General features: G+C 68.6%; 30 protein-coding genes and 2 pseudogenes. 11 read left to right on the forward strand and 21 right to left on the reverse strand.

All coding sequences use genetic code 11. The features are described from left to right. Positions 1-7 precede the first annotated feature (7 nt). Genes AC5WRT_RS22530 through AC5WRT_RS22545 form a run of 4 tightly spaced genes read right to left on the reverse strand, consistent with a single transcriptional unit; the run spans position 8 to position 4,239 of the window. Positions 8-805 carry an ABC transporter permease gene (locus AC5WRT_RS22530; protein ID WP_496095382.1) on the reverse strand — a complete coding sequence of 266 codons (798 nt, stop codon included), beginning with the start codon at positions 803-805 and terminating at the stop codon, positions 8-10. Next, entirely contained in the window at positions 802-1,671 is an 870-nt protein-coding gene (locus AC5WRT_RS22535; protein WP_496100547.1) for an ABC transporter ATP-binding protein, read from the reverse strand. Before AC5WRT_RS22535 ends, AC5WRT_RS22530 begins: the two co-directional genes overlap by 4 nt. Further along, complete coding sequence (locus AC5WRT_RS22540; RefSeq protein WP_496095384.1) at positions 1,664-2,968, reverse strand: M16 family metallopeptidase; 1,305 nt, start codon at positions 2,966-2,968, stop codon at positions 1,664-1,666. The genes AC5WRT_RS22535 and AC5WRT_RS22540 overlap by 8 nt, the downstream gene beginning before the upstream one ends. Continuing rightward, positions 2,965-4,239, reverse strand: a complete 1,275-nt coding sequence (locus tag AC5WRT_RS22545; RefSeq protein ID WP_496095385.1) for a M16 family metallopeptidase — start codon at positions 4,237-4,239, stop codon at positions 2,965-2,967. The genes AC5WRT_RS22540 and AC5WRT_RS22545 overlap by 4 nt, the downstream gene beginning before the upstream one ends. A 201-nt stretch (positions 4,240-4,440) precedes the next feature. On the opposite strand from AC5WRT_RS22545, the gene lxmK reads away from it, so the two are divergent. From lxmK to AC5WRT_RS22570, 5 genes are all read left to right on the forward strand, one after another. Further along, on the forward strand, positions 4,441-5,583 hold the full coding sequence (gene lxmK, locus AC5WRT_RS22550) for a class V lanthionine synthetase subunit LxmK (RefSeq protein WP_496095386.1): 1,143 nt from the start codon (positions 4,441-4,443) through the stop codon (positions 5,581-5,583). Beyond that, positions 5,580-6,557: a T3SS effector HopA1 family protein gene (locus AC5WRT_RS22555; RefSeq protein WP_496095387.1), complete on the forward strand. Its 978-nt coding sequence runs from the start codon at positions 5,580-5,582 to the stop codon at positions 6,555-6,557. The genes lxmK and AC5WRT_RS22555 overlap by 4 nt, the downstream gene beginning before the upstream one ends. Beyond that, entirely contained in the window at positions 6,554-6,859 is a 306-nt protein-coding gene (locus AC5WRT_RS22560; protein ID WP_496095388.1) for a hypothetical protein, read from the forward strand. Before AC5WRT_RS22555 ends, AC5WRT_RS22560 begins: the two co-directional genes overlap by 4 nt. A 212-nt stretch (positions 6,860-7,071) precedes the next feature. Further along, on the forward strand, positions 7,072-7,254 hold the full coding sequence (locus tag AC5WRT_RS22565) for an LxmA leader domain family RiPP (protein WP_388184700.1): 183 nt from the start codon (positions 7,072-7,074) through the stop codon (positions 7,252-7,254). A 60-nt stretch (positions 7,255-7,314) separates the two neighbouring features. Then, on the forward strand, positions 7,315-7,503 hold the full coding sequence (locus tag AC5WRT_RS22570) for an LxmA leader domain family RiPP (protein ID WP_388184701.1): 189 nt from the start codon (positions 7,315-7,317) through the stop codon (positions 7,501-7,503). A 149-nt stretch (positions 7,504-7,652) separates the two neighbouring features. On the opposite strand, the gene AC5WRT_RS22575 is transcribed toward AC5WRT_RS22570, so the two are convergent. Beyond that, positions 7,653-7,985: a winged helix-turn-helix domain-containing protein gene (locus AC5WRT_RS22575; RefSeq protein WP_496095389.1), complete on the reverse strand. Its 333-nt coding sequence runs from the start codon at positions 7,983-7,985 to the stop codon at positions 7,653-7,655. Positions 7,986-7,991: 6 nt separating this feature from the next. Next, entirely contained in the window at positions 7,992-8,420 is a 429-nt protein-coding gene (locus AC5WRT_RS22580) for a hypothetical protein (RefSeq protein ID WP_496095390.1), read from the reverse strand. A gap of 308 nt (positions 8,421-8,728) precedes the next feature. On the opposite strand from AC5WRT_RS22580, the gene AC5WRT_RS22585 reads away from it, so the two are divergent. Beyond that, positions 8,729-9,145 (forward strand): transposase, encoded by a 417-nt coding sequence (locus tag AC5WRT_RS22585; protein ID WP_496095391.1) that lies wholly within the window; start codon positions 8,729-8,731, stop codon positions 9,143-9,145. Positions 9,146-9,460: 315 nt separating this feature from the next. Here AC5WRT_RS22585 and AC5WRT_RS22590 read toward each other — a convergent pair whose 3' ends face one another. The 8 genes and pseudogenes from AC5WRT_RS22590 to AC5WRT_RS22625 all read right to left on the reverse strand — a co-directional run bounded on the left by AC5WRT_RS22590 (position 9,461) and on the right by AC5WRT_RS22625 (position 17,264). Continuing rightward, a complete protein-coding gene (locus AC5WRT_RS22590) occupies positions 9,461-9,889 on the reverse strand; it encodes a hypothetical protein (protein WP_496100558.1) in 429 nt (142 codons plus the stop codon). A 270-nt stretch (positions 9,890-10,159) separates the two neighbouring features. Beyond that, positions 10,160-10,285: pseudogene (locus AC5WRT_RS22595) on the reverse strand (hypothetical protein); the annotation flags it as partial. After that, a pseudogene (locus AC5WRT_RS22600) lies at positions 10,231-11,067 on the reverse strand (MAB_1171c family putative transporter); the annotation flags it as partial. The pseudogenes AC5WRT_RS22595 and AC5WRT_RS22600, both read right to left, overlap by 55 nt. 854 nt (positions 11,068-11,921) lie before the next feature. Continuing rightward, a complete protein-coding gene (locus AC5WRT_RS22605) occupies positions 11,922-12,614 on the reverse strand; it encodes a hypothetical protein (RefSeq protein WP_496095393.1) in 693 nt (230 codons plus the stop codon). A gap of 37 nt (positions 12,615-12,651) precedes the next feature. Continuing rightward, on the reverse strand, positions 12,652-14,562 hold the full coding sequence (locus tag AC5WRT_RS22610; RefSeq protein WP_496095394.1) for a zinc metalloprotease: 1,911 nt from the start codon (positions 14,560-14,562) through the stop codon (positions 12,652-12,654). Positions 14,563-14,927: 365 nt separating this feature from the next. Further along, positions 14,928-15,140 (reverse strand): hypothetical protein, encoded by a 213-nt coding sequence (locus AC5WRT_RS22615; protein ID WP_496095395.1) that lies wholly within the window; start codon positions 15,138-15,140, stop codon positions 14,928-14,930. Positions 15,141-16,072: 932 nt separating this feature from the next. Next, positions 16,073-16,300, reverse strand: coding sequence for a hypothetical protein (locus AC5WRT_RS22620; RefSeq protein WP_496095396.1), 228 nt, complete (start codon positions 16,298-16,300; stop codon positions 16,073-16,075). A 406-nt stretch (positions 16,301-16,706) separates the two neighbouring features. Continuing rightward, positions 16,707-17,264 carry a transcriptional regulator gene (locus AC5WRT_RS22625; RefSeq protein WP_496095397.1) on the reverse strand — a complete coding sequence of 186 codons (558 nt, stop codon included), beginning with the start codon at positions 17,262-17,264 and terminating at the stop codon, positions 16,707-16,709. 235 nt (positions 17,265-17,499) lie between these two features. Here AC5WRT_RS22625 and AC5WRT_RS22630 point away from each other — a divergent pair, with 235 nt between their 5' ends. From AC5WRT_RS22630 to AC5WRT_RS22640, 3 genes are all read left to right on the forward strand, one after another. Next, the gene (locus tag AC5WRT_RS22630) at positions 17,500-17,790 is read left to right on the forward strand and encodes a helix-turn-helix domain-containing protein (RefSeq protein WP_496095398.1); all 291 of its coding nucleotides are present in this window, start codon (positions 17,500-17,502) and stop codon (positions 17,788-17,790) included. A 120-nt stretch (positions 17,791-17,910) separates the two neighbouring features. Continuing rightward, positions 17,911-18,510 carry a sigma-70 family RNA polymerase sigma factor gene (locus tag AC5WRT_RS22635; protein WP_496095399.1) on the forward strand — a complete coding sequence of 200 codons (600 nt, stop codon included), beginning with the start codon at positions 17,911-17,913 and terminating at the stop codon, positions 18,508-18,510. Beyond that, on the forward strand, positions 18,507-19,505 hold the full coding sequence (locus AC5WRT_RS22640) for a BN159_2729 family protein (RefSeq protein ID WP_496095400.1): 999 nt from the start codon (positions 18,507-18,509) through the stop codon (positions 19,503-19,505). Before AC5WRT_RS22635 ends, AC5WRT_RS22640 begins: the two co-directional genes overlap by 4 nt. A gap of 286 nt (positions 19,506-19,791) precedes the next feature. On the opposite strand, the gene AC5WRT_RS22645 is transcribed toward AC5WRT_RS22640, so the two are convergent. Further along, on the reverse strand, positions 19,792-20,349 hold the full coding sequence (locus AC5WRT_RS22645) for a DUF3291 domain-containing protein (RefSeq protein WP_496095401.1): 558 nt from the start codon (positions 20,347-20,349) through the stop codon (positions 19,792-19,794). Positions 20,350-21,204: 855 nt separating this feature from the next. On the opposite strand from AC5WRT_RS22645, the gene AC5WRT_RS22650 reads away from it, so the two are divergent. Continuing rightward, complete coding sequence (locus AC5WRT_RS22650) at positions 21,205-21,576, forward strand: helix-turn-helix domain-containing protein (protein ID WP_496095402.1); 372 nt, start codon at positions 21,205-21,207, stop codon at positions 21,574-21,576. Between the two features lie 34 nt (positions 21,577-21,610). Here AC5WRT_RS22650 and AC5WRT_RS22655 read toward each other — a convergent pair whose 3' ends face one another. The 4 genes from AC5WRT_RS22655 to AC5WRT_RS22670 all read right to left on the reverse strand — a co-directional run bounded on the left by AC5WRT_RS22655 (position 21,611) and on the right by AC5WRT_RS22670 (position 23,426). Then, positions 21,611-21,862 (reverse strand): hypothetical protein, encoded by a 252-nt coding sequence (locus tag AC5WRT_RS22655; RefSeq protein ID WP_496095403.1) that lies wholly within the window; start codon positions 21,860-21,862, stop codon positions 21,611-21,613. A gap of 41 nt (positions 21,863-21,903) precedes the next feature. Then, complete coding sequence (locus AC5WRT_RS22660) at positions 21,904-22,635, reverse strand: IS3 family transposase (protein ID WP_496095404.1); 732 nt, start codon at positions 22,633-22,635, stop codon at positions 21,904-21,906. Positions 22,636-22,643: 8 nt separating this feature from the next. After that, the gene (locus AC5WRT_RS22665; protein WP_496095405.1) at positions 22,644-22,901 is read right to left on the reverse strand and encodes a helix-turn-helix domain-containing protein; all 258 of its coding nucleotides are present in this window, start codon (positions 22,899-22,901) and stop codon (positions 22,644-22,646) included. 312 nt (positions 22,902-23,213) lie between these two features. After that, positions 23,214-23,426 (reverse strand): hypothetical protein, encoded by a 213-nt coding sequence (locus AC5WRT_RS22670; protein ID WP_496095406.1) that lies wholly within the window; start codon positions 23,424-23,426, stop codon positions 23,214-23,216. A 1,162-nt stretch (positions 23,427-24,588) separates the two neighbouring features. Here AC5WRT_RS22670 and AC5WRT_RS22675 point away from each other — a divergent pair. Next, complete coding sequence (locus AC5WRT_RS22675; RefSeq protein WP_496100548.1) at positions 24,589-24,894, forward strand: hypothetical protein; 306 nt, start codon at positions 24,589-24,591, stop codon at positions 24,892-24,894. Between the two features lie 97 nt (positions 24,895-24,991). Here the strand turns inward: AC5WRT_RS22675 and AC5WRT_RS22680 are convergent, their stop codons facing one another. Further along, the gene (locus tag AC5WRT_RS22680) at positions 24,992-25,408 is read right to left on the reverse strand and encodes a YeeE/YedE thiosulfate transporter family protein (RefSeq protein ID WP_496095408.1); all 417 of its coding nucleotides are present in this window, start codon (positions 25,406-25,408) and stop codon (positions 24,992-24,994) included. Then, positions 25,408-26,064: a YeeE/YedE family protein gene (locus tag AC5WRT_RS22685; protein WP_496095409.1), complete on the reverse strand. Its 657-nt coding sequence runs from the start codon at positions 26,062-26,064 to the stop codon at positions 25,408-25,410. The genes AC5WRT_RS22680 and AC5WRT_RS22685 overlap by 1 nt, the downstream gene beginning before the upstream one ends. Positions 26,065-26,128 lie beyond the last annotated feature (64 nt).

A 26,128-nucleotide genomic window follows, 5' to 3' on the forward strand; every position in this document is an offset into this window, starting at 1 on the left:
GGTGCCTCTACTTCGCGGGGTCGATGGAGAGTTCACGGCGGCGTGCCAGGGTGCTTCCCGACTCGCGGCGCGTGGTGTGCCGCAGCAGCCATGCAGCGAGGGTGCTGCCCAGGACCGCCCAGGCGAGGAAGACGCCCAGCGCCGGAAGCTGCCAGCCGCTGTCCCCGCCGGAGGTGAGGGCCTCTCGTACGCCTTGGGCCATCCACTTCAGGGGGAAGGCTTCGGCCACGCCCTGGAGCCAGCCGGGTAGCTGCGACAGCGGGAAGAAGACGCCGGAGATGGCCAGCAGCCCGTAGACGGGGAACATGACCATGGCCAGGGCCTCGCGTGCGTTGGGCAGCACGGCGCCGATGAGCAGGCCCAGCGGCGCCGTCGCGGCGAAGCCGGCCACAAGGATCCAGATCAGGGTGAGCCAAGCGGTCGGGGTGCCGGGCAAGCCGCTGTTGTTGATGCCCGCCCCCAGAAAAAGAAGGAGGAGGGAGGAGGTGAGGGCTACGCAGGTGACGAAGAGGATCTTCCCGGTGACATAGGCGAGCAGTCCGCTGGGCAGGCCACGGACCCGCAGCAGGGTTCCGTCCGTCTTGTCACTGGCCAGGGCCTGCGGCAGCGAGGTCAGCGCTGTCAGGACAGACAGTGAGGCGATGCCACCGGCGACGATCAGCTGTGCCTGCTGGTGGCGCCAGTTGGCGATGAGCACGAACACCACCACGTTGAAAAGGTAGTTGGAGAGGTCCTTGGAGGACCGCACCAGGTGCCGAAGCTCCATCGTGCCGCGGCGCATTCCGTTGCTGATTGCTTCCCTCACGCTTCCGCTCCTTCGGCGCGTACGAGACCGAGGTAGGTGTCCTCCAGGGACGGCCGGATCACCTCGAGGCCGGGGATGGGGCCGCCGATTTTCTCGTGGAGCTCCCACACCAGCTGAGAGGGGTCGTGTGTGGCCTGGCTGTGGGCGATGCCGTCGGCGGTCCATCGCACCTGTGCGAAGGCTCGCACCTTGTGCGCCAGCTCCGTCGGGGTACCGCAGGCGACGAGGCGACCGCGGATCAGGATCGCCGTACGGTCGGCGAGCCGCTCAGCTTCCTCCAGGTCGTGCGTGGTGAGCAGGATCGTCATTCCGGCGTCCTTCAGGCTCAGGATGAGCTCGTGGAAGGTGCGTCGGGCCCGGGGATCGAAGCCGGTCGTCGGCTCGTCGAGGAAGAGCAGCTCAGGGCGGCCGATGATGCCCAGGGCGACATCCACCCGGCGGCGCTGGCCGCCGGAGAGCCTGCCCAGTTCCTGGTCCGCCTGTTCCTGCAGACCCACCAGCTCCAGCAGCTCGTCCGGCGCGTAGGCGCGCGGGTAGTAGCCGGCGAAGTGCACCATGAGTTCCCGCACCCGCCAGCGGGCATGGTCGCGCCAGGACTGCATCACCACGCCCACGCGGCGGCGCCATGCGTCGTCGACCGCGGAGGGATCGGCGCCCAGTACCCGCACTTCACCGGCGGAGCGCTTGCGGTAGCCCTCCAGGATCTCCACGGTGGTGGTTTTGCCGGCTCCGTTGGGGCCCAGCAGCGCGAAGAGCTCGCCTTGCCGGATCGTCATGTCGATGCCCTGCAGCACATCGTGCGGGCCGTAGGACATGCGCAGGTCGCTGACGGATACGGCCGCGTCGGCCGGTGTGTTCTCAGACATTTCCATCATCTGGGCCGCTCATCTCGAAGTTCTTCAGATCGCCGACGACGACGCCACCGAAGCGGGCGGGGGTGTAGAACATGCCGGCCGCCTCCCTCACCTCGGCCGCGCTGACGCCCTCCAAGCGCTGGGTGAAGGTGACAAGCCAGTCCAGGGGCTGGCCGAGCATGAGGTGAGACAGGAGGGTGGAGGCCAGACCACTCTGGGAGGCCAGGGACAGCACGGTGACCCCCGTCATGTAGCGCAGTGCCGCGTCGGTCTCCTCGCTGGTCGGTCCCTCGTGCGCGAAGCGGTCCAGCTCACGAAGGAGCTGCCGCAGGGCGGGGCCGGTCGCGGCCGTGGCCGTGTCCGCCTCCACGCCGATGAGCAGGCGGTCGAGGTGGTCGGTGAAGGCCGACTCCACGCGGTAGGCGAGCCCGAGCTGTTCACGCAGTACGGACACCAGCCGGGAGGAGAAGTAGCCGCCGAAGACGACCGAGGCGACGGACAGGGCCGCGAACTGGGGGTGGTCTCGGTCCACTCCCGGCGCTGCCAGCCGCAGATGGGATTGCACCCAACCGGACCGCTGCTTCTGCTGCAGTGTCGGCGTGGCCGGGGCGGGACAGCCTGCTGACCCGGTGTGCTTGCCACCGGCGGCGCCCGGCTCCCAGCTACTCAGCCGCCTCTGCAGCATCTGAACGGCGGTTTCGGGGTCGAGGTCGCCGACGACGACCAGCATCGCCTCCTGCGGACGCACCAGCTGATGATGGACGGTGCCGATCTCATGCGGAGCGACCTCGCGCAGGTGGAGAGGCGAGGCCAGCGGAAGCAGCGGCACCGGGACGGTGCCGTACAGCTGCCTCAGCAGGGCCTGCTGCGAGACCAGGCCTGGCTGGGCGGCGGCCAGCTGTGCCTGCCGGACGACCTTGTCGCGCGCTTCGCCGATGCCGGTCGGCGACTGTGCGCCGGGTGCGAGAGTCTGCGTCAGGGCCTCCCCCAGCAGCGGCAGCCGGGAGGCCGGGCAGGTGGCGCTGAGACCCAACCAAGCCCCGCGCCGTGACGAGCTCAGGCTCCCCCCGATGTGTTCGAGGCGTTCGGCGGCCTGGGACCGGTGCGGCAGGGCAGCAGTGAGCACCTCCAGCGCAGCGAGTTCACGCTCGTCCGTCGGGTGGACCGGCACCGCGAGGTGGGCCTGGACCAGGGGGACCGAGGGCAACCGGCAGGCCACGATACGCAGGCCACCGGTCAGCGTCGTATCGGCGGTGGGCGGCAGCGTGACCTTCGGCGGAGGGCCCAGCGGGGGCAGAGTCCGGTTCACCGGCTGCCTCCATCGGCCAGCAGGGACAGCAGGGCGGGGTGCTGCTCGCGCAGCCGTGCTGCGGCAGCGACGACCTGGGACGCAGTGATGCCGGCCGCCAGGTCGGGGAGTGTTTCGCCCAGCTCGGGCCGTCCGAAGAGCAGTTCACGTGCGCCCAGGTGACGGGTGCGGGCCAGCAGGGAGTCCAGCGTCTGGAGGAGACGGCTGACGGTGATCGCGACGGCCCTGGCGACGTCCTGCTCGTCCAGTTTGCCGAACGCGATGTCGGCGAATGCGGCATCGACGCTCTGGGCGATCTGCTGCGAGGAGACCTGCGACGGGTGGGTGGCGACGATGACGAAGGTGTCCGGGTCGCGTGCCTGCAGGGGGCCGAACAGGCCGCAGCCGGAGCTGACGTCAACGAACATGGCGGCCAGGGCCTGCTTGAGGGGGGCTTGTTCACCGGCGGTCAACAGTGTCGAAAGCACCATGTGCGCAACGTATGCGTCGAGGTCCGTGCCGGGGTCGGGCAGCCGGAAGCCGAGAGCGGTCGCCGGGTGGGGTGCGAAGAGGTCCCGGACGGTACCGTGCCGCGGTTCAGGACGCCGCGGCTCGGCCAGCGGCACGGGCGCGGGCACCGGCTGACTGGGCACCACGTCGAACTGCCTGGCAGCGGCGTCGATCGCCTGCTCCGGATCGATGTCTCCACAGAGCGTGAGAACGGCGTTGCCCGGCACGTAGTGGGTGGCGAAGAACTCGGCGCACTCGGCGACCGTGGCCTTGTCCAGGTCCCCGAAGTCACCGTAGCCGTTGTGGGCGTTCGCCCACGTCTCGTACAGCACCGAGGGCAGCACGGTCCAGGGGAATCCGCCGTAGGGGCGGTTGTCGACGTTGAGCCTGATCTCTTCCTTGACAACGTCCCGCTGCGTCCTCAGCTTGGTCTCGGCGACGTCCAGGGATGCCATACGGTCCGCCTCCAGGAACAGGACGCGTTCCAAAGCGGCGGCCGGCACCACTTGGTGGTAGTCCGTGTAGTCCGGATATGTGCTTCCGTTCACCACCCCGCCGGCCCCTTGCACCAAGGAGAAGTGCTCGCCTCTCGCAACATTCCGGCTCCCCTGGAACATCATGTGTTCGAAAAGGTGCGCGAACCCGGACCGCCCATAGGGCTCGGATCGAAATCCGACGCCATAGTGAACGGCCACTCCGACTGCGGGAACACCTGGCACGGACTGAGCTACCACGCGAAGCCCGTTGGGTAGGGTCGCACGCTGCGGAGATGTTTTCGGCATGCGAACCACTGTAGAGTTCGGCAGCTCTCCGAGAAGCGAGTTCTTTTCCGTCGAACAGACCCAGACGCATGCCCAAAGATGGAGAATGTGCAGGTAAGAAGCTCAAGTTGCACGCTCGCCTCCTTCGCTGAACACCTCAGAAAAAATAAACCGTAACTTTCAGGATTGCTCGCATATCGCCTCCTGCCTAGACTCCTCGCCATGACACCTCAATCCGAAATCAATACGGATAATGCGGGCGAGAGAGCGGAATATATTCCCGTCTCGCTTGAGCGCTTCCCGGAAGTGGACGAACTCTTGGGCAGGCTGGGGCTCGGTGCTTACGAAGCCGATACCCTGACCTCGCTAGTCGGTCGCAACGACAACTGGTCCGGAACGACCACCACGGGCGCGAAAGTGTTCGTCAAAAAGTTGGGAGACGTGACCGCTGCGCAGAATTTCAAGCGCATCACCGTATTCGAAGACCTAGCTGCCAAGCATCCATCACGCCGCCTGCGCACCCCGGCACTGCTGGGCGCCGACCCCGAGCATCATCTGGTGGCCTTCGAACTGCTGCCCGATGTCACCACCGGATCGGAAGTCGCCGCGGACGACGGCTTCGACGAGGGGCTGTGCCGGCAGGCGGCTCAGGCGCTCGCCGTCATTCACCGGCTCCCCGCCGACCAGGCGGCCATCGACGCCTCGCCGCACCCGTTGCCGCCGCTGGGGGGACTGCGCGGACTGTCCCTGGACTACTTCGTCGAACGCAGCTTCGCGGAGATCGAGACCTGGCAACTGCTCCAGAACGACGCGCAGGTGATCGAAGCCCTCCACAACCTGCGCGACAGCGAGCACACCGCCGTCCTGTGCCCCATCCACGCCGACGTACGACTGGACCAGTTCCTCGTGAGCGGCTCCACCCTGTACATGACCGACTTCGAGGAATTCCGTCTCGGCGACCCCGCCCGCGACATCGGGGGCTTCATCGGGGAATGGCTTTTCAAGGCCATCCACGGCATCCCGAAGTCCATCAGCGACGACACCGACTTCGGGCACATTGCCACCCACGACGAGATCCTCGCCCACGGTGTCGCGGAGCTCGCCCGACTGCGCCCGTTGATGTCCGCGTTCTGGAACAGCTACCTGCACGCCGCCAAGCCCTCCGTTCGCCATGTCTCGGGGCTGGCCACCCGGTCGGCCGCCTTCGCAGGCTGGCACATGATCGACCGGATGATCGCCCATGCTGTCCACTCCGTACGGCTCTCCCCCGCTCACCGGGCCGCCGCTGGCATCGGCCGCACCATCCTGCTGTCCCCCATCGATTTCACCGCCACTCTCGGACTTGAAGGCAAAGGTGCAGCATGAGCAGCTTCCACCTCGCCCCGCGGGTCTCCGCATCCCTCGCCGACATCCACGTCGAGCCCGGCGGGCTCAAGGCCGTAGCGGGCAAGGAATCCTTCGAAACCGACAGCGCTCCCGCCCTGGCCAAAAAGCTCGCCGCCGGCCTCTACCAGACTCTGCACATGGGACGTAGCGAGGCGCTGACCTCCCGGCCTCGCAGCTTCCGCGACCGGGACCTGGACCACCGCCTGGCCGCTGCGATGCCGCACGAGCGCACCCGGACGCAGGCCCTGCTCCACTCCTATCGCGCGGAGCACAACGAGGTGATCGTCGAGCTGGACGGTGTTCGGGTCCTGATGCCACCCGACGCCGAGATCACGCCACTTCCCGAAACGCCGCAGCGACCCGTGACGGTGGTCCTCCCCGCCGGCCGCCCCGGTCTCTCCCCTGGTTTCTTCCTGGCCGACGGCAGCACGGGCCGCGAGCGCAGCGGTGACATGCTGCGCCTGTACGTCCATCTCACTCATCCGGAAGCGGCTCCTGACGCCTGGCACACCGTGCTGACGTACCTGGAAAAGGCCGGCCTGCCCTACCGAGCCAAGGTTTCTTCTTCTCCGCATCTGTACCCCCGGCGGGACGCGCTCGTGGTCTATCTCGGTCCTCGTGCCCAGTACGCCGTCTCCGCCCTGGCCGAGCGGTTGAGAGGCCTGGACGGCGTGGGAGAGTCCACCTCTCCCTTCACCCGTGAGGTGGCTCCCGGTATCGGTGTGGCCTGGGAGCCCACGGACCGCCGGGCCGGCCACAAGGGCCAGAGTTTCGGTGAGCACCGCACCGCGATCCTTGCCGAGGCTCTCGTCCAGCACGCCCTGCTTCCGGACGAGGACCCCACGGAAGCAGCGGAGATGGTCGCAAGTGCTTTCCTCGACGCCTCCATCGATCCGTTGGATCCGGCGCGCAACCTCGGCTCGCCCCCGATACCGCTCCTGTCGCCGGCGTGATGACCGCGATCCCGCAAGAGGTCAAGGTGGATACGGTGCTGCGGGTGCTGCGGGGAAAAGCACGGGCCCGTGCCGCGGCGCGTACGTTGGGGGTTCCCGAGGCCTGCGTCGAGTCCTGGATCCGGTGCTACGTCCGCGCCGGCTCCCGCCGGCTGTCCGGCAGCGTGGCAGTGTCCCCGGGCTCGGAACGGGCCGTCGCCCAGGTCCAGCAGCTGCGGTCGGCGTTGGACGAAGCCCTCGAAGAACTGGCCGTGCTCGACGAGGTTCTGCGCCTGGCTGCACGTGCGCAGGAAACGGAATGAACTCATCCGCCCGCTCGCATTCTTTTCCTTCGCACTGACAAACCGCAGGTGACGGTGCTGATGAGGGCAAGTGACCGGTTCCTTTCTTCCTCGCCCGGTCTCGCCGCGCGTGGTCAACTTCTTTGCGTCAGGCCGTCGGCCGGATACCGGCCGGCCGTCTGGATCGCATTCCGTCGCCCGGAAACCGGGCCGACCGTTCCGAAGGAGTTCACGTGAACACTGCAGACCAGCTCATCGCCGGTTACACCGCCTACACCTCCGCCGAGGAGTTCGGCGTCACCGCCGAGGGCGACGCCCCGGCCACCACGCCGGTCACCGTGACCACGGTCTCGTCGACCGAGTGCGTCTCCCTCACCGCCTCCGTCGTCGGCACCACGCTGTCCGGCCACTGCTGACCTGCCTCACTACCGCCGACTCCGCCCGGCCACCGGGCGAACCGATTCGAAGGAGTTCACGTGAACACTGCCGACCAGCTCATCGCCGGTTACACCGCCTACACCTCCGCCGAGGAGTTCGGCGTCACCGCCGAGGGCGACGCCCCGGCCACCACGCCGTCGATCCTGGTGTCGATCGACACCTCGTCCGCGGCCTGCGGTGCGACCATCGGCTACAGCATCTCCCAGACCATCCACGGTGGCTGCTGACAGCTGCAACGCCGACTTCGGTCACTTCGTGGACGTCTTCACGAACTGACGGAACGAAGCCCGTCACATGTCCCCCTATGTGACTCTCCCGCCCGCGCGCCGGGTGAACCGGTAGGTGCCCGTGTACAGGACGGGCACCTACCGGCGTTTCAGGTGTCGGGCGTGGCGGCCGTGTCGTGCCGTCGGCCCTGTTCGACACTTGTGTTCACCAGCGCGTTCAGTGCGGCGAGGTGCTCCTCCAGAGCCTTCCTGCCTTCGGGCGTCAAAGAGAGCCACGTACGCGGTCGCCTGCCGAGGTACCCCTTGCGCACCCGCACGTATCCAGCGCTCTCCAGCGCTGTGACCAGCTTCGAGAGCGTAGCGGCTGACGCACCGCAGCACTCCTGGACCGCCTTGAACTCGGCCTCTATGCAGCCGGAGAGGAAGGCGACGATGGCCAGACGCGTGGGGTGGTGGATCTGCTCATGCAGCTGCCCTGACATCGGTTCTCACGCCTTGCGTGCGCCGGCCAGGCGGATCCAGGCGGAAGCACCGAGACCACAGCCCAGCACGATGAAGAACCAAGGCCCACCGGTCGCCGCGTCGACGAGCAGCGCGACAACCACGACAAGCGACATGGAAGCGCCGTTCTTCCAGCGGTCGTCTTTGTCCGCACCTGCCGACCAGGCCATGACGCCGCTACGGCGTGCGGCCACCAGAGGCACGACGACGGCCGCGACTACCAGAAGGAGAGCGACCGCGCGGATCACCCACTGCCAGGGGTGCGCATCATCGGCCAGGCCGAGCGCGGACAGTCCGATGGCGAAGCCGAGTCCGACGAAGGGCGGGTGCCACGCTGCTACAGGGCGCGAGCGGGCGGCCCCTCGTGCGGTAGCGGCCGCGTCCAGCGCCGCACGGGCGTCGTCGTACGTGTTCATCGCGTTCATCCTCCAGCAGAAGCGTTGCTGCCAGAGTGGCATATAGTTTCCAGATAGGCAACTAGATGGCCGGTGGCAAGATTTGCACGTTGTAGAACTCATGGGCTGTGCAACCAGCGTGCAAATGTGGTCTGATCATTGAGAGAGGCTGTTGATGCAGACCAGGTCGGTCGGCCGGTCGAGAGCACACGGGGGCTACGCGTGGGGACCGCGGCGACGCGCTGCTCCCCTCCGAGCCTGCTCGACACACGGCTGCACCCGCCGCATCAGCGCCTTGGTTGCAAGAGCTAATGAGGGGGAGTAGGCACATGCCTCGTCCACCGGCCGTGCCGCCAGACGAGAAGGTTCAACTGGTTCTCGCCGTACTGTCCGGGCAGACCACAGTGTCCCAGGCAGCCCGGGAAGCAAATGTCACAGAACAGTCAATAGGCAACTGGCGACGCCAGTTCATCGCCGCAGGACAACGCGGCCTCGAGGCGGGGTCGGGGAAGTCGCAGCGTGAGCGGCAACTCCTCGACGAGATCGACAGACTCAAGGCAGCGCTGGGCGAAGCGTTCCTCCAACTCAAAGCAGGACGCGCCGCATTGGACCCGCGGGCGGTCCCTACACAGACCTCGAGACCGTACGGGCTGCGCGGGGGCTCAGCGTTTCGAGGTTCTGCCACATCATTGGAGTCCCCCGACAGACGTACACAAGCCAACGCAATGCGCTACGGGGCCGCATGAGACCAGGCCAGTAGCGGCACTTCGCGGACCGTTGCTCTGGATGCGGCCCGCGCGCAGGCCGAGCGCGGTCCTGGCTGACATCGCGTCGGCCCTTTGCCGCGGAGCACCCCAGTACCAGCAGCTCCCCGGCCCCCGTACGGTCGGTGGTGCACTGGGGCTCCCAGATCGAAGGGCCGCCGTGGGTCGGGCCTCCGCCTGTCGCCATCACTTTGACGACGTCAGCCCCTTGCTCGGCGTCGTGGCGCACCTTCTGCCGGATCTGGTTCTCGCACTCGACCTCGCCGCCGAGGAACCAGCAGTGCGCTTTGGGGGTGGTCAGCGGCGTGGTGGCGGCCAGAATCCGCGGTCCGGCCACGGCACCCTCGCTGATCGCGTCCCGGAGCCGGACGGACAGGCCGCCGCGGTCAGCCAGGTCACGGGCGGTGGTGATGCCGGCGTCGAGCAGTTGGCGGGCCCGGCCTGCCATGCCCAGGAGAAGCATGCATTCTCGCTGCCGGTCAGCGTGGCGACCGGATCCGGTCCTGCGTCGAAGGCCAGGTGGACGTGGCAGTCGATCAGCCCGGGCAGTACGGTGGCATCGGGAAACTCCATCATCGGGCAGCCCGGTTCCGCGTGAGCGAGTACGTCGTTGCGTGCCCCGGCTGCCACGATGGTGTCGCCTGAGACGAGGACGGCGCCGTCGTCGATGTGTGTGCCGCCGGGAGCGAGCAGTATGCGGGCCGCGGTGACGAGTGTCTGGTTCATGACGTCTCGGTTTCTCGATCGGATGGTTCGGCCCCGGCGATGACGCGTCGTCGTCTCACCGCGTCCGACAATGGGCCAGCTGCACCACGTCGTCTTCCAGGCTTTGCGTCGGCGGCATCGCGACCGGGACGGCGTGGACGGGCCCCGCTTTGGGCCGTTCGCCGAGCAGTGCGGTGTGGAGCTGGTCAGCGAGCTCGTCGGCCCACCCCGACTGCTCCTCGACCCGGCCGCTCTCGGCGCCAGGTGGGGACTGATCCGTACCAGTCCGTCACGACACTCGATGACTCTGCGGTAGTAGCGCCGGTGCACGCCGAGCGGCAGCAGGAGTCTCGCCACGGTTTGGTCGGCACCCGGTAGAGCGAGTGCTCGGGGTACGCCTCGTTCAGCACCTGCCACAGCGGTCCCAGACGGTGATATATGCGGCGGTGCTGGCGGCGTAGCCGCATGGCCGCGATCCGGGTTGCGGCTCCGGGGTAGCTGACTCCGATGAGGAACAGCGGCACCGCCAGCGCAATGATCACGCTTGAGGCCCAGGTGACAGCCTGGGCCGCCGTGCCCCCTTGCCAGCGAACCGCGGTCAGCACGGTGCGGATCGCGCAGGAGGCGGCCATCGCGCCGATACCCACTGCCGCCAGACAGAGGCCGGTTGCCAGCTGTCGCTGGGAGGCCCGGGCGTAGGCGCAGGTCCACCGCAGGGCCGTGGCCAGGACGTAGACGAGATGCGCGTCCGCGACGAGGTAGAAACTCACAAGAGCCGGATCGCGCAGCTCGGATCCCCGGAAGTTCGCGCCGTGGTCATGAACGCCTGCCGCGACGGTCGCCCTGATGAGGCCGATTGCGGCGAGAGCCAGCAGGAGTGCCTCCCGGCGGGCGCGTCTGTGGCCCTCAACCGCATCAGGGGCGGCCGAGTCCCGTACCCCCGCGGCAGGGGGCACGGGACGACCTGGGAACTCGGCGAAACCATCAGTCCAGACCGTGCTCCCCGCCGTGGGGGTACGTACCCCCACGGCACAGCGCTTCGCACCCCCCGGCAGGGGGTTGAAGCAGACCACGAAGAACAACACCAAGAACCCGCGCGTGCGGCGCGAAGCGTCGCTCCCGGCCGAAGGCCCATGCAGCAAGTAGCAGAGACGCACGCCACAACGACACCGACAACGGACGACCTGAACTGTCAGCATCGCGGCGCCCACCCCGTAGCGGCGTCCGCCCACGCTCGACCCCGGCGCAAAGACAGGTCGTCGAGGCCGTCGAGGCCGGACTTCCGGAGGAATTGCGTGCCTCGCTCCCCGCGTTCCGTCCCACGGCGCTGCGGGACACCATCCTGCGCGAACACCAGCACCGCACTGCCGTAGAGCTGATCGCACGAGTCGACCGCCGCTGGTACGCCTGGGGCTTCGCCGCGATCGCCGACACGTCCACCGGCGGAGCAGGCCTGGCCCACCCCGTGGGCGTCGCTGTACGGCTCCTGGCCTCCCACCGATGTCCCATCAGCAGGTGTGGCCGCGAATGCCCTGACCCACGGTGCGAAGACGGGGTCATCATCGACACCCATCAGTCATGCCCCCGATGCGCCGAGCACCGGCGCGATCACCGCAACGGAGACGTCGCCCGACCGAGTGCTGCCGCTCACGGGATCACGAGGCGGCGACGGCCTGAATGTCGCGACTGCGGCAGGCCCATGGTCGGTCCAGCGCACCCCGATGGCATCTGCCGCGACTGCAGACAAGCCACGGTAAGTGCACTGGACAGCATCCGACGAGCCGTGTGACGGCGGCACTCCCCGAGTTGATCGACGCGGTCGAGGCGCAGGTGGTTGCGCCAGGCCCACATTACGCTCGGCATGCTCACCTGCGGCCGCTGACCACCCGCTACGAAAACTGTGCCGTCCCCTGTGGGGCAACCGTCTTCGTCGCAGCCGTCAACGAGGGGTGGTGACCCCTCCGTCTCGCCTGGGCGAATGTTGGGCCCGCCGTCGCCCGCGGGGCCGCGGTCCGGGCGGGGATCGGGGCCGCGGCCGGGTCCTGGGACCGGTTCAGCGGACGTAGCGGTGCATCGTCACGGTCGGCATGAAGTCGGCCAGGGGGTCGTTGCCGCTTCCGGTGCGCGGTGCGCGTGCCGCCTCGTGCTCGAGGACGGCTTTCACCTGCCGGGCGAGCTCGTCGGCCTGCTGCGTGATCCGGTCGATCGGCAGGTGGGACGCCTTGAGAGCGTCCACCTTGCGGTTGATGCTGCTCAGTTCGCTGCGTGCCTGGCGGCTCAGGATGAACTGGCGGGGTGTGGCCACGACGAATTGGTAGGCGGCGGAGACGGTCTGGCACTGCGGGCAGTGTTCGTTGACGGACCTGCTGATGTTGGTGGCGTTGATCAGGCGTGCGTTCCGGCCGGCTGTGGTGAGGATCTGGTAGGAGAGGGCGACGGAACGGCAGGGGTTGTCCAGGGAGCATCCTGCCGAGACGGCGGTGGCCCGGTTGTTGGCCGTGACGGCGACGGAAGGGCCGTATTCGTGGATCACGAAGGATGCGTCGAACTGGTTCACGTGGGTCCTGTCTGCGTGGCTGAGCGCGGCGTCGACAGCGATGGCCACGTCGTGGGAGATGCCGGTACGGCCGGGGGTGGCACGTGCCGCGGTGGCGAGGGCCGTCATGGTCAGGCCGGCCGTGACGGCGACGCCGAGACGGACGGCTGTCCTGGCGGCCTTGGGAGTGTGCGGCTTGCGATGGTGCATGGTCTTCTCCTGCAAAAGGGTGCGGTGGTGCGTGGCGTCAGGAAAGGTTCGGGGTCGATGACGCGGTCGCCGAGGGTGGGGGCGAGGTGGGGGGAGGCTGCGAGGGAGAGGAGGACTGGGTGGGGGATTCGACGGGGGTCTGGCTCGGGGACGCGCTGGGTGCGGGACCGGGCGTGGTGTCGGCCGACGTCGTCGGGCTCGGTGTGCCGGTGCCGGGTGCCGGGGCCGCCGGGGATGTGGCGGACCGTGTGGCCGCGGGGGTGTGCGGGCCGCTCGCGGCGGGTCGGGGGGCTTGCCGAGGGCGGCTCTGCCCGGGTGTGGCGCCGGCGGAGCGGTGGGCGGGCGGGGGTGTCTCGGTGGAGTGTGTAGGGGTGGGGTACCGGGTGCGCGGTGCGGGTCTGCCCGGTTGCAGGGCGGGGGTGACCGGGGCCGCTTCCGGAAGCGGCTTGGGGGTCAGGCCCTGCACCCAGGCCGTGGCGAGGACGGCGCAGCCGGCGGCGGTCGCGGCGGCAAGGGCCAGACGCACCATCGGTCTTCCTTCGCTCGCCCTCGCGGCAGCGCGCCACAGACGGGCCGCCAGCCGGGCGGTGAGGTAGGCGCCTCCTGCCATCGGGCACAGCAGCATGAGAGTGCCGAGCACTCCGACCAGCCCGGCCGCAAGGTGCCCGTCGGTGAACGCCTCGCTCGTTCCGAGGCACTGGTCGTGCAGGCCTCGCGCGGCGGTGGCCAGCAGGCGTGGCAGATTCCACAGGGCGTACGCGGCCTCGGCGAGCAGCAGCGGGACCATGGTCAGCACCCACACCGTCACGATGGTTCGTGCGGAGCGTTTGAGGTCGGCCACTTGCGCGGCGGCCCGGTGGTTCCCGGGCAGCAGGCTCAGCAGGATCGGCTTGACCTTGCCGTACAGGTCGGGAACGCCGGCCAGATCGCCCAGGATGTAGTAGCCGTCCAACCGCACCGCCGGTACGAGCTGCTCGAGGACTTCGAAGTGTGCGAGGTACACCGCGGCGAGGAGGAAGGACTGGCCGGTGAGCAGGTAGGCCCCGGTGAGACCCAGCATGAAGATGACGTTGAAGTAGACGCCGCCCAGGCCGGTGCGCAGGCGGCCGGCTTTCCCGATCCGGTACACGTCGGTGACGTCCGTGTACATGGACGGCCAGATCAGGAAGACGCCGCAACCGATCTTCCCGGGCACGGCTCCGCCGTACCGGCAGGCTGACGCGTGTCCGAACTCGTGGAAGAGGAGGGAGGCGACGGTCAGCGCGAAGATGATGACCATCCACAGCGGCTGTTCGAGCACCTGCAGCACGGGGGTCATCGCTCCGTGGACGGCGAAGAGCCAGACGTCCATGACGACGACGCCGGCGAGCGTGAGCGCCACCACCAGGGGATGGTGCAGCCATGCAAGCGCGGCGGCGATGCGGGCCACGTGCCGCTCGTGGAAGATCACTTGGTGGCCGCGCAGCGCCAGCAGCAGATCGGAGCGGGGAGCGAAGACCCGGCCGGGCCGGTCTCCGAAGGGGACGGTGATCCCGAGCGGGGTGAGCTTGTGCTCCACCAGGTGGACGATGTTGTCCGTGGTGACTTCGGCACCGTAGCGGCCACTGACCCTGTGGGAGATCGTCTCGGCGTCGCGGACGCCGTCGACGCTGCTGACGACGAGGTACAGCAGGCGCGACAGCTGGATCACTTGTCCGTCGTCACGGCGGACGATGTATCGGCGCTCGGTGAAGCCCGACCCCTTGTACTCACCGAGAGTCTGCAGACCGGGGCTCAGTTGCGGGACGGGCGCGGCGCTCGGAGGTGCGGATGTGCCGGCCGTCAGGGCGGGTGCCGGGTGCGCGAGGGGATCGGGCGCGAAGGTGGTGGCCGGCTGCTCGGGAAGATGCGCGGGGTGAGCGTGGGCCTGCAGCGTGGTGAGCCTGCTTTCGTCTTCGGACGCCGGCATGGTCTCCTCCTGGGCGCGTCTGACGGTTCGACATGTGTGCGCGGTGTGCGATGGATACCGGGTGGGTGTGTGTCGTTGCATCCCGGCAGTCACCCGAAAAGGGCACGACCGCGTGGAGGCGGTCGCGGGCGGCGGGTGCGCCGTGATGTGCGGTGCGAGGAGAGCGTCCCCGCCCCAGGAGGGGCGCGGCCGGCGAGGCCGATGCGGCCGGACGCACACGCGTGGCGTTCCCTTCCGATCCCGAGGGCAGTGACGGCCCTTGGCGCACGGTGAGCGGGAAGCGTGCGTGGTGTGGTGCGGTGTCCGCGGGGTGTGCCAGGCAGGGCCAGGTCCGTCCGTCGACCCGGCCCTGCCTGGTCCGCGCGCTACTGCTGCACGCTGATGCTCTGCGTGGCCTCGGACTGGGCGACCGCGTACGGCGAGCACTGGTTCAGTGCGGCCGACTCGTTGTGCGCGTCGACGTGGGCCACCTTCTTCGTGACGGTGGTCATCCTGGCGAAGTTGAATGAGAACTTGCCGAGCGCCTCACGGCCGGGCAGCAGTTCCGCGGTCTCGGCCTCGAGCTGGTCCATGTTCATGAAAAGACTCCTTTCGTCCTTCAAGTGGTGTGTGAACAAAACGAGTTCCGATGAGTGACGTTCCAACATGTCGTTGGGCCGCTGTCCGGCCTCGTTTCGGCCTGCCGGCGCGTTCCGGCCGACAGTGAGTGAGCAGCAGTCGGCCGGCCGCGCGGCAGGGTCGTGGACGGCGAGAAATCCCTTGCTCCGCAGCCGGGTCATGCGGAAACCCGGCTGCGGAGTCGAGGCACGGCAGAACTGTGGGAGAGCCGCCCGCCGTCCAAAATCTCCGAACAATTCGTCCGGAGGCTCTGGACAGTAGCCGAACCCGAAGTAAAAGTGCAAACAGCCTAAATGCGACATCCGTTCAAAGTCGTACTGCTGTGCACTCGCGCGGCCTCACCAGGGCCGACTCCCATGGCGCGGCACGGCTGCACGCGTTCGGCAACCATCCGCCGTGCCGGTCGGACGCGAGGGCCGAGACGTGCACGCGGCGCCCCCTGTGGCCGGGCGCGGCACCGCGCGGTCGTGGAACGGCGGGGACGGCCGTCGCACCGAATGCGGCACGTGAGCATGTACGGACCTGTGTGTGCGAACGCGCCGCATGTGGCGGCAGGACGGGTGTTTTCCGCTTCACGGGAGTCGTCGTGCGCATTGACCGGGTGGTGTTCGCGCGCGATCGCGGGCGGCGCGCACATAGGCGGCCCGGCGGCGATTCGGCGCATCGGCGCGGTGTCCTGCAGCGGTTGCTCTCGTCTCGTTCAGCAGGTCCCGGGCAGGGGCGGTTTCGCCTGCCTCTTTCCCGCGCGACGCCTTCCTCGGCACCAGGTGTCAGGGGTGGGGCATGCGTGCGTCGGCCGGGGCCGGCCGCCCGACGCGAGCTCCGCCGGGAAGGACCGGTTGCCGCGCGGCAAAGGGGAGTTGCATCGCGTTCGTCAGCACGCGAGCGGAACTCAGCTGACGGTCAGTCTGTAGACCGTCAAGTCGTGGTCGCCGGCATGGAAATGGAAATCCGGCGTGTCTGTGCCGAGCCTGGGAACGGCGTTGTTGACGGTCTTGAGTTCCGCGGCGCTGAGAACGGCGGCAGCAGCCCTGATCATGTCGGTGAAGGTCGTCTCCGTCACCTGCCGGAGCGAGTCACCGGAAAGCAGAACTACCGCCTCGCCGGTACTGCTGCGCACAACAGCGGTCGTCGGGGATCCTAGTACGACAAGCACCCGCTACCCCTCTCGCGTGACCTTTCCGACCCGCTGGACGCCGGCACGGCAGGAGGATATCCCCCGTTCTCCCTGTGACAGCGAGCCGTGGCGCAGGCGGTGGATTACGGGAAGATTCGCCGAGCTTAGCGGGAGACCCATTACCGAGTGGACGGACCTGACGGGCGTGCATGTGCTCGATTTCCCGCGGCCGCAGGTCCTATGGCGCCGTCGGTGACCGCGGTGCGCGGCGACCCGGCCGTGATCCGGTCAAGTCGCCGCGCCGACCCGGCCGCAGCACCGGAACGCCGGCGGTGGCAGGAGCGGACGGCGTCCACCGGCTCGCTCGTCCGTGCTGCCGGATCGGCCGGTGAAGTTCCTCGCCGGGCGGTCAGCTCATGCCGCGACGACCCGCATGCAGTGATCCACGAAAAGGGATCCTGGCCGCAGCGGCGTCATCCGCGTGTGCGCCGCGCGCGCTTTTTCTCCTGCAAGACCCAGGGTCTTGGGCCGCATCGATTTCCGCTTGGAGTTCGATCGCGTGAACGATGCTTCCGTTCAGCGTCCTGCGGATGATGGGATCGGTGATTCTCCACGCGGTCATGGCCTCGTCCGGCGAGAGCGTCGCCGAGTTCGGTCCCCGCGGTGATCGAGGCCCCCGCTGCTCGGGAATGAGACCGCAATCCACCAGGAGCCTGCGGTGATCAAGTCCCAGGACCGTCGCCCACGTCGTCAATGAGGTGAGCGGCAGGGTCTGGCCGTCCAGCGTCCGGCTGATGGTGGTCAGGCTCAGACCGGTCGCGGCAGCCAGTTGCGCCCGGCCGCCCTGCCGCCGGCGGACGTCGTAACCGGCAGCGGTCGCGACTCTCGTGAGATACGCGCCGACCCGTTGGGCCTGAGCCTGCCGTTTGGCCCTGATTTCGTGGGGGGAATCTTTCGCACTCCGCATGGTCGGAGAGTAGCGCGCAAGCATGTTGTCACACGCTGGTTGCACGCGTGCACCTTTGCAGGTCAAAACCTAGATCGGCATTTCCGCAGGCCACTTCGCTAATCTCGCATCTGTGTGCGAATCAAAATACCCTTGCGTCATTCTTGCCTGGCAACTTGCATATGTTGCGCGCGTGTGGGTTAGCCACATGATTGCACGTCGCTGAGGGGGTCTTTTGACCATGCTTCGCCTCCACATGTCCACGCTCCTGGTAAAGGCCAAGGAGCTCGGTGACGAAAGCGTCGCGGACATGGCGCAGCGCACCGGTATCAGTAGGTCGACGCTCCACCGGCTCGCGACCGGCACGAAACAGCCGAGCCTGGCCACACTCTGGACGCTGCGCGACGCCTACAGTGTCCGGCTCGACGCGCTCGTCTACGACGACCCGCAGATGATGCAGCGCAGCAGTCTTCAACGGCGGTATGTGCCCGCCCAGGACCGGCACCGCTTGCCGCACGAGGACCGGGACCGGCACGCGGCCGGTTGAGAACCGGCCCCGTGTCCCCGGGTTCTCGCCCTGGAGGCGGTCTTCGCACCACCGTCTCGGTTCAGTCGAAAGCCTCCCCCACACACACATACTTCTGTCCACGCACGATCGGGAGCACCCTTGACCAGTCAGGCTCACGACGCTGCCTTCGACGGCGGCGCCATGAGGGAATTGGACCTCATCACCTGTGCCCAGCAGGGCGATCGCGAGGCGTTCGCCGAGCTGTACCGGATGCACCACAGTCTCATCGCCACGCTCATCGGACAGCGCGTCAGATCGAACACCGCCCTGGCCGAGGACCTCACCGCGGACGTCTTCGTGAAGGCATGGGCAAAGATCACCACCTTCACCTGGAACGGTACGTCGATCCGTGCCTGGCTGTGCGCCATCGCACGCAACGTGGTCGCCGACCACTTCAAGACCGCCACGACACGCCATCTCACCTTCGTCGACCAGATCACCCAGGTAGGAGATGCCTGGGCTCCCGTGGTGAGCAACCCGGAAGACACCGTTCTGTCCTCGTTGGCACTCGACGACCTGCATCACGCCCTGGCCGAGATCACCCCCCGTCAGCAGGTCGTCATCCGCCTGCGGTTCCTTGGCGAGATGTCCGTCCGCGAGACCGCCCGCACCATGGGCACCACCGACGCCGCCGTCAAGACGCTCCAGTGGCGCGCGCTCCACTCCCTGCGCAAGGTCTACGTGGGAGCTGTGGCATGACCATCGCCGACGGCAAGGGAACGGACGTCGAGCAGGAACTCACCGCGCGGTTCCGCGAACTCGCCCACGCCTTCATCGCCGAGCTGAACGCACAGGGCCGTCTCGTGGAGTCCGGCGGGGCCGACACCCTCAGACGGCTCTCGGAACAGAACCGGACGCAGCACAGTCCGCCGGCGGCGGAACGCGGCGACGTCGAGGTCACCGAGACCGCCGCGCATCCCGCACCGGGCGCCCCGGCCCTGCCGGAGACGATCAGCGCGTCCCCCGTCGGCGAAGACGCACCCGACGTACCCGAGAGGCCACGTCCGCTGCGCATCCTTGGCGTGTCCGAGTCTTCCCCCACGAGCGGGGAGATGCTCGCATCGTGCCACGTACCGGTCGGCACGCCCGCCTGGGCCCCTCCGCTCCCCGCTCGGCAACCCGCCACGCCGTTCACCGAAGTGAGCGCCCGCGTCGAGGAGCCGCGCACGGGCGGCGGGGACCGGGCGCAGCCGTCGGCCGCGGTCACAGCGGCCCGGCTGCGGGCCGAGAACGCGGGCCGGCTCGAGGTGACACAGATCACCTCCGATCATGAACGCGTCAGCATCCACATCCACGCCCTGTCGCTGGGCGACTGGGAGTACTGGCTGACCGCCATCGGCGCACCCCTGAACGCGCCGACCCGGCGCAGCGGATGGGTCCAGACCGCCGTCGGGTACCTCGACGGTGTGGAGGTCCATCTCACTGCGGATGTCGTGCCCCGCCTTCTGGAGGAGGCGGCGCAGAGGGCCACCGAACCCTTCTGCCTGGGGGGCCGCGTCTACGACCTCGCCCTCGGCCACACCGACCGCCTTGGTCAGACCTGGCACTACAACGGCCGGCGTCAGGAGGACGACACCCCCCTTTTCACCCTGGCCGGTACCAGCGGCCCGCCCTACCCGCTCACCTCCATCGTCATGGCCTACGGACCCCTCACCCCCGCCGCCGTGAACCCCGACAACCCCGGAACCCGCTGAGCGTCCGTCGCGTCGCCGGCCGTCCCCGGCAGTTCCGGGGCCTCACACGAGAGCGCTGCACGCCCGACGATGGCCGCCCAGGCCGCAAAAGACCACCTCGGCTGCCGGAGGGCAGCCGACGGGCGGCCGCAGGCGCAGTCGAGGGCGTGTTCGGGGGTGCCGGCGAAGCCGCTGGTGGGCGGGGTGGCGTCTCGGTACTGACGGATCCGCCGTGGCGCAGAGGCGTCTGTTCGCCGTCATTCAGTCGAGGCGTTCGACAGCGCACCCGGTCGTTCAGGCTTCCTTGTCAGCGAACCCGGTCCGTCTTCGGCCCGATGCCTTTCATCCTGGTCAAAGTTCCGTCCGGGGCGAACGAGTCGTGGAAGGTGAAGGCGTGCGGCGCGGAGCCGTGGTCGTGGAGGTGCTCCAGCCTGGAAACCCCGTCCCGCCAGGTGGGTGTCACACCGTCGGAGACCCACCAGAACACGTAATTCGGGTGCCCTGTCCTCTCGAACCAGTCGTAACGCCTGTTCAGCGCCTCACGGTGCAGACCGGTGTAGACGGCGTCGAAGGCGGGGCGCAGGTCGGTCCAGAGCGAGAGGGTCGCGGCCAGGGCGGTGGTTTCCACCGTGCGGCCCTTGTCGTACCAAGTCGGTACGGCGAACTCTCCCCATGCACCCCAGTCCGCCTCGAAGAGCATGCCCCGGTCACCGTCTGCCGCTTCAGCACGCGCCAGGTACCCGGGATGCTGACTCATCTTCCGGTAGACGCCCTCACCGGTGTCGTAGAACTCGCGCGTGAGAGGTCCGGGATCGGCAAGAGGTGACTTCAGGACGCCGAAGGTGTACAGAGCAAGATGGGGCATGCGTCTCTCCCTGGTTGGGGCTGCCTGGCGTGGACCCGGTTCGGTGGCTTACGCAGGGGGCCAGGGTTCGTGGGACGTGACCGACCCATCCCGTCGCGGCCGGCCCAGCCCGAAGGAACCCTGTGCGACCGCGGCGACCACCGAGGACCGGATGAAGGTAGCTGCCTCTGCGAGCCATGTCGAAGTTGCAATTTCCCTGTCCACGTGGCCTCTTGCACGGCTCCGTGGGGGGGACGGACGGTGACGCGCGGGGCAGGTCGCGGGGGACCGGTGATCCGCGTGGGCCGATCGGTTCGCCCGCCGTGCGCGTCCGCGCCCCTGTCCGACAGCCCCGAGTGCCGCCGAACGCGTGCGGTTGAAGGAGCCTCCGCCAACTCGACGTTGCGGACCAAGGGGCTGGTGTGACGGTCTCCCGGAATGCTCACGCCGGTCGTGGGCGACTGTCTGAGCAGTAGATCGTCCCTCAGGTCGACCTCGAGGTTGTCGCTCAGCGGCCGAGCCTGCGCCTGCCTCACGCCTTCTCGTCGGCGAGCAGTCGCGGCTGCCTCGGCAGCGGGCCTTCGCGTGGAGCCGGCCGCGCATGGGGCGGTCGGCACCCCGTGGGAGCGCCGGCCGACCGGGGGCTCGAGGAGGCGCGGCGCGCGTGGTGGCACAGCTCGCGGTACGGAACTCGAGCCGGCGGATGTCTCTTTGTCCAGGCTGCCCGACTGAGCCGGTCCGCAGGAGCCGACCACGACGCGCAGCCACGACGCAGCGCTGCCGGTACCGGTGGAGAAGAAGGTGCAGAACGCCCCGGCGGCACGGCCGTTAGACTCATTGACAGGCGGTCACTCCCTCTCCACAGGAAGAACCGGCGTGCCCAACACACTGCAGCAAATGATCAAGCTCAAGTTGGACCAGAACGGCTGGTCCTACAGCGATGTTGCGCGCCGCGGTGGCATCTCCCGTTCGACGGTCCACCATCTGGCGACGTCGGCGCGGCTGGCGCAGATGCCCCAGCAGACCACTCTCGAGGGCTTGGCCAAGGGATTGGGCATCCCGGTGGCGCCGGTACAGCGGGCCGCCGCCGAGGCAGCCGGCGTCAACCTGTACCTCGAGGACGCGCCGGAGGCCGCGGATCCCGAGGTGGCGATCCTCATCGCGAGCGTACACAAGCTGAGCCCGACGGACCGCCGGCATGTGGCCGCCCTCGTCGAGTCGCTGCTCCAGGCGAACGGCACCCCGTAGGGAGGGCCGGCTCCCGGCCGCACGTCCGGGGCCGTCACTTCGGGCGCGGAAGCGGTGGAAGCGTTCGTGCCGTGGTGATCCAGTCGATGACGGTGTGCACGGTGACGCAGTCGAGTTCGGCCAGTTGGAAGACGGCCTGGACGTCAGCGGCGGCGAGGGGAACGCACACCCTGTCCAGGGCGCCGTACAGGCGCAGGCGGTGCGCGTGGGCGGTGGAGGTGTCCTGCCCTGCATGGATGTCGCCTCCGGAGCCGCCGGTGGCGCGCAGAGGTGGTGTCGTTTCCAATGGATCCGCCTTGGTGTGGGCGAGTTGGCTGGGTCGGCGGCTCAGGTCTGCCGGGTGAAGCGGTCGAAGGTCTCCCTGAGCCTGTTCTCGAGGGAGTGTGTGTCCGGCCAGGGGGCCGGGCCGTGCAGTTCGCGGTGGAGGGTGTCCCAGAAGGCTCCGACGAGCGCGTGGTCGAACCGGTCCCCCACTGTTCCGCGGACGGGCGCGCAGGCGAGCAAGCAGGCCCGCTCGGTGAAGGAACAGGCCAAAGGACTCTCGTACGCGGTCCCGGCAGCCGGTTCGGCGTGGGCTGCGCGGGTGATGGCGGCCATGAGGGCGTCGTGGACGAGGGTGCTGTGTGCTGCCGTGGCGGTGCTCCAGCCGATCAGGCAGCGGGACGCGGTGTCGAGGACGACGGCCGTGTACAGGGGGCCCTGGAGTGTGACGAAGGTGAGCACGTCGACGGTCCAGCGCCGGCTGGGCGTGCGGGCGCCTTCCCGCGGGGTCTGTTCGCGCAGCCGTCCCGCTCTGCCGCGGATCCCGGCCCCCTTCATGATGAGCTCCACGGTGGTGTTGCTGATGTCGATGCCGTAGCGGTGGGCGAGTTCCTGTTTCACCTTGCGGTATCCGTAGGTGGAGCCGGACTCCTGGTGGATGTCGAGGATCAGGCGGGTCAGCCAGGCCCGACGCAGTGCTCGTGGGGAGGGAGTGCGTGCGCGCCAGGCGTAGTACCCGGATTCCGAGACGTCCAGGAGCGCGGCGGTCCTGCGTGCCGGGAATCCCTGCGAGGCCATGCGGTGGATCACCGCGTAACGTCTTTTGGGGGCATCATCTGCCGCATCGTGGCGATGGCTTCGCGGCACAGGAGGACTTCCTGCTCCAGTTCGTCGATCCGGGCTCGGGCCTGTGCCAGCTCCGACCCGGCCGCACGGAAGCGCCGCCAGCGGTAGACGGTCTGCGGGGAGACGCCCAGTTGCCGTGCGACTTCCTTCGTCGGGTGCCCTTCGGAGGCCAGTTGCGCTGCGCGGGTGCGCAGTGCTGCGGGGTGAGGACTGCTCACTGGATCACACTCGTTCATGCCGCTGCCGGAGGACGGGCGAGAGGACTGCGTGAGGGCCGGTTCACTGCCTGGCGTCCGACCGTGGACGCCGCCAGGTCCTCCGCCCACGCCCGGCGTGCGAGGGCCGCCGCGCGCCGAGGTTGTCCTCCCTCAACTGGCAGGCGCCGCCAGGACCGTGCTGTCAGGCATCGTCCGTACGGTACCCGCACGGACACCAGCCGCCGACCGCGTCCGTCACCGGGCATGCCGTGTGAGCCTCGATCCTTGCGGCGCCGAAGGGCCATGCCCGGGGCCCTCCCCTCAGGGGCCGCGTCACTGCCGGACGCCGACGGCCTGGGAGGCCTGGGACCGGGCGAGCGCGAACGGCGAGAACTGGTTCATCGCCAGCGACTCGTTGTGGGCGTCCGTGTGCGCGATCTTCTTCGAAATGGTCGTCGTCCTGGCGAAGTTGAGGGAGAACGTGCCCAGCGCCGCGCGGCCGGACAGCAGTTCGGCGGTCTCGGCCTCGAGCCGGTCGTTGTTCATCGGGAAGCCTTTCGTAAGGAGGGACGTACACGGCACAGGAGCCGGGCCAGGCGGCGAACAGACCGACTGCTGCCGTCGACCGTGCTCCACCCCGGGGCCGCGCCGCCTGCCACCGGGCCGCCGCAGGAGCCGTGGACCGGGTGTGACCGGGTCGGAGGGAGCCGGGGTGGTGGCTGCAACCCTGGGCGGCCGGGCCACGGGGAACGCGCAGGCATGCGCCGACCCCGGCGTCCGGAGCCTCTGGACGACTCGTCCAGAGAGCTTGGACGGTAGTCGAAAAGGAATGGCCAACGCAAACCACCTATTTCCGACATTCGTTCATAAGTGCAAACCTGTTTCATTCCATGACCCCGGGCCTCACCTGTGCGCCGCCACGCACATTGCGGTCGCCGCGGCTCCGACCGGTCGCCGCGTCGGCGGTGTGCGCAGCTGCGAGGGCGCCGGCGGGGCGACTCCCCGTGCGCCGAGGGACCGAGGACCCGTCGCCCGGCAACCAGCAGTCGCAGCCGGCCGCGGACCGTGCCATGAGCCCAGCGGCAGGACCGGTCGTTCTCCACTCGACGGCACACCGACAGGCACCGCCGCCGAAGTTCCCCGTCAAGGGCCCCGGCCGGCGGCCCTGGACCGCATCGCTCCTGTGCCGGGCGGCGCGCCGCACCGACCGGGAGGCGCCCGGGCGGCCCTCACCCCCCGCGGTCGCCGTGCAGTCGACACAGGGCGACACGCAAGGAGGCCGGTGACGTTCGCCCGCGGACAGTCGGCGGGCATTCATCGGAGAGAAACGCACTCCACAAAAGCCAGGGCAGCACCGAAACCTGTCACCATCGGTTTACGCGTCAGACCACCGCACATTTTCTCATCGCACGACTCCGAAAAGCACAGGCCATTTCGAGTGGCGCATTCACGCCGACGGACTCAATTTACCGCACACGTGCGACCAGCTCTGCCACCCGAAGAGTTCACCTGGTCGGATGTGCTTGCCAGGCGCCTGCACGGATTCCCGCAAAGCACGCGATGACACCGCTGAGCTGCTGTTTTCAAGCACCACTTCGCTCAGCGGCGAATTGAGAGGCACTCAGCTCGGGATGAATTGCGACTATTTGATGTAGCGTCAGGTTCAGCAGCAGGGCGAAACAGGCCCTGGTGTTTGAAAGGAGATCAGGTGAAGACCATTGCTAAGGCAGTAGCGGGCACGCTTTTGGCGGCCGGCGCTGTCATGGTGCCTCTCTCGATGGAAGCAGCCGCTGCTCCGGCGGCGGTCTCCGTGACGGCGGCGGCGCCCTCGTTCCACTCGGGCAACCACCACGCCTACGGATACCGCCACGCCGGCGACTGGCGGTGGTACCGCGACGACGACCGCTACGACCGCTGGCGTCACCGCAACCACTGCCGCGACGACCGCTGGGACCGCTGGGACCGGTACGGGTACGGCAACCACCACCGCGTTCCCTACTGGGACCGCTACTGACGTCGTCAGTCGGGACGACATCCGCGCCGCCCGCTGTCAGGAACCCTGGCCGCGGGCGGCCCGCGTTGCGCAAGGCGTGCCGGCAGGCGGCCTCGGGTCACAGCCCGCAGGAGCCGCGGTCGAGGTGGAAGTACCGGGCGTCGGCCCAGCGGCACAGCCGGATGCCGACGGTGACGCCGACGATGGTGACCAGGGCGGGCAGGTACCCGCTGGCGACCTGGACGATCGGGATGGCCGGGCACCCGCCTGAGATCGCCCAGCCCGTCCCGAACAGCACGGCGCCCGGGACCACGCCGGCGTGGATGCGTCCCGGGGTACGGCGGACCCGCAGCAGGGCGAATGCGCAGATGGTGATCACGACGGCGCCGGCGAAGGAGAGGAGCATGCGCAGGTCCTGGAAGGTGAACATGCGGTTCAGCTCGGTGTAGTCGCCGAAGCCGATGTTGGAGACGGTGTAGCCGAGAGTGAGGCCGGTGATGATGTTGGCCAGCAGAATCGCGCCCCGAGTACGCATCAGATCACCTTCCACAGCAGGAACGACACCGCGACGGCGGTACCGAAGAACACGGTGGTCGCGACGAGGCTGACCGGGCGCAGACGGCCGCAGCCGTTGAGTCCGTGGCCGGAGCTGCACCCACCGGCCAGCCGAGTGCCGAAGCCGACCAACACCCCTCCCACGAACAGCAGGACGAGCATGGTCGTCGGATTCGCAGTGACCACGTTCCGGAATCCGGGGCCCATGTCGAAGCGGAGGTGGAACCGCCCGGAGGTGACAGCGGCGATCAATCCGCCGAAGAAGATCGACACCAGCAGGGCGGCCTGGGTGACCAGCGGGGCGGGGCCCGGGCTCGTGACCGAGGTGTCCTCACTGGCCGTCGGCTCGGCGTCCGTCTCGAGCGGTTGTGACGTCCCGTACGCAAGCGGCGGCACGGTGGGCGCGGCGGGGCTGGTGCCGAAGTGCTCCGCCGTGGCTGCGGCGAGAGCGTCGGCGAGAGCACGCTCGTCGGTGAACTCCTCGTCCATCCGCTCCAGACGTCGCTCCCTGCGCCAGTGCAACACGCGATCCCAGGCGGACGACACCCCGAAGGACCGGTCCGTGGCGAGAGCGTAGTTGACGGTGATCAGAGCGAGTCCGGCAGCGCCGGCCCACCAGGGCCAGTAGCCACTCATGCGGGTCCTCCCATCCATTCGGTGAATCGAGCCCACCAGCCCCGCTTCGACCCGGGCCTTCGCC

This window comes from Streptomyces sp. NTD91 (genome assembly GCF_059510455.1).

Coding starts and splice junctions, on each gene's coding strand:
- AC5WRT_RS22535 (WP_496100547.1), bottom strand. CDS start 1,671: ATGTCTGAGAACACACCGGCCGACGCGGCCGTATCCGTCAGCGACCTG.
- AC5WRT_RS22545 (WP_496095385.1), bottom strand. CDS start 4,239: ATGCCGAAAACATCTCCGCAGCGTGCGACCCTACCCAACGGGCTTCGC.
- lxmK (WP_496095386.1), top strand. CDS start 4,441: ATGACACCTCAATCCGAAATCAATACGGATAATGCGGGCGAGAGAGCG.
- AC5WRT_RS22555 (WP_496095387.1), top strand. CDS start 5,580: ATGAGCAGCTTCCACCTCGCCCCGCGGGTCTCCGCATCCCTCGCCGAC.
- AC5WRT_RS22575 (WP_496095389.1), bottom strand. CDS start 7,985: ATGTCAGGGCAGCTGCATGAGCAGATCCACCACCCCACGCGTCTGGCC.
- AC5WRT_RS22580 (WP_496095390.1), bottom strand. CDS start 8,420: ATGAACACGTACGACGACGCCCGTGCGGCGCTGGACGCGGCCGCTACC.
- AC5WRT_RS22585 (WP_496095391.1), top strand. CDS start 8,729: ATGCCTCGTCCACCGGCCGTGCCGCCAGACGAGAAGGTTCAACTGGTT.
- AC5WRT_RS22590 (WP_496100558.1), bottom strand. CDS start 9,889: ATGAACCAGACACTCGTCACCGCGGCCCGCATACTGCTCGCTCCCGGC.
- AC5WRT_RS22605 (WP_496095393.1), bottom strand. CDS start 12,614: ATGCACCATCGCAAGCCGCACACTCCCAAGGCCGCCAGGACAGCCGTC.
- AC5WRT_RS22610 (WP_496095394.1), bottom strand. CDS start 14,562: ATGCCGGCGTCCGAAGACGAAAGCAGGCTCACCACGCTGCAGGCCCAC.
- AC5WRT_RS22615 (WP_496095395.1), bottom strand. CDS start 15,140: ATGAACATGGACCAGCTCGAGGCCGAGACCGCGGAACTGCTGCCCGGC.
- AC5WRT_RS22625 (WP_496095397.1), bottom strand. CDS start 17,264: ATGCGGAGTGCGAAAGATTCCCCCCACGAAATCAGGGCCAAACGGCAG.
- AC5WRT_RS22630 (WP_496095398.1), top strand. CDS start 17,500: ATGTCCACGCTCCTGGTAAAGGCCAAGGAGCTCGGTGACGAAAGCGTC.
- AC5WRT_RS22640 (WP_496095400.1), top strand. CDS start 18,507: ATGACCATCGCCGACGGCAAGGGAACGGACGTCGAGCAGGAACTCACC.
- AC5WRT_RS22645 (WP_496095401.1), bottom strand. CDS start 20,349: ATGCCCCATCTTGCTCTGTACACCTTCGGCGTCCTGAAGTCACCTCTT.
- AC5WRT_RS22660 (WP_496095404.1), bottom strand. CDS start 22,635: ATGGCCTCGCAGGGATTCCCGGCACGCAGGACCGCCGCGCTCCTGGAC.
- AC5WRT_RS22670 (WP_496095406.1), bottom strand. CDS start 23,426: ATGAACAACGACCGGCTCGAGGCCGAGACCGCCGAACTGCTGTCCGGC.
- AC5WRT_RS22680 (WP_496095408.1), bottom strand. CDS start 25,408: ATGCGTACTCGGGGCGCGATTCTGCTGGCCAACATCATCACCGGCCTC.
- AC5WRT_RS22685 (WP_496095409.1), bottom strand. CDS start 26,064: ATGAGTGGCTACTGGCCCTGGTGGGCCGGCGCTGCCGGACTCGCTCTG.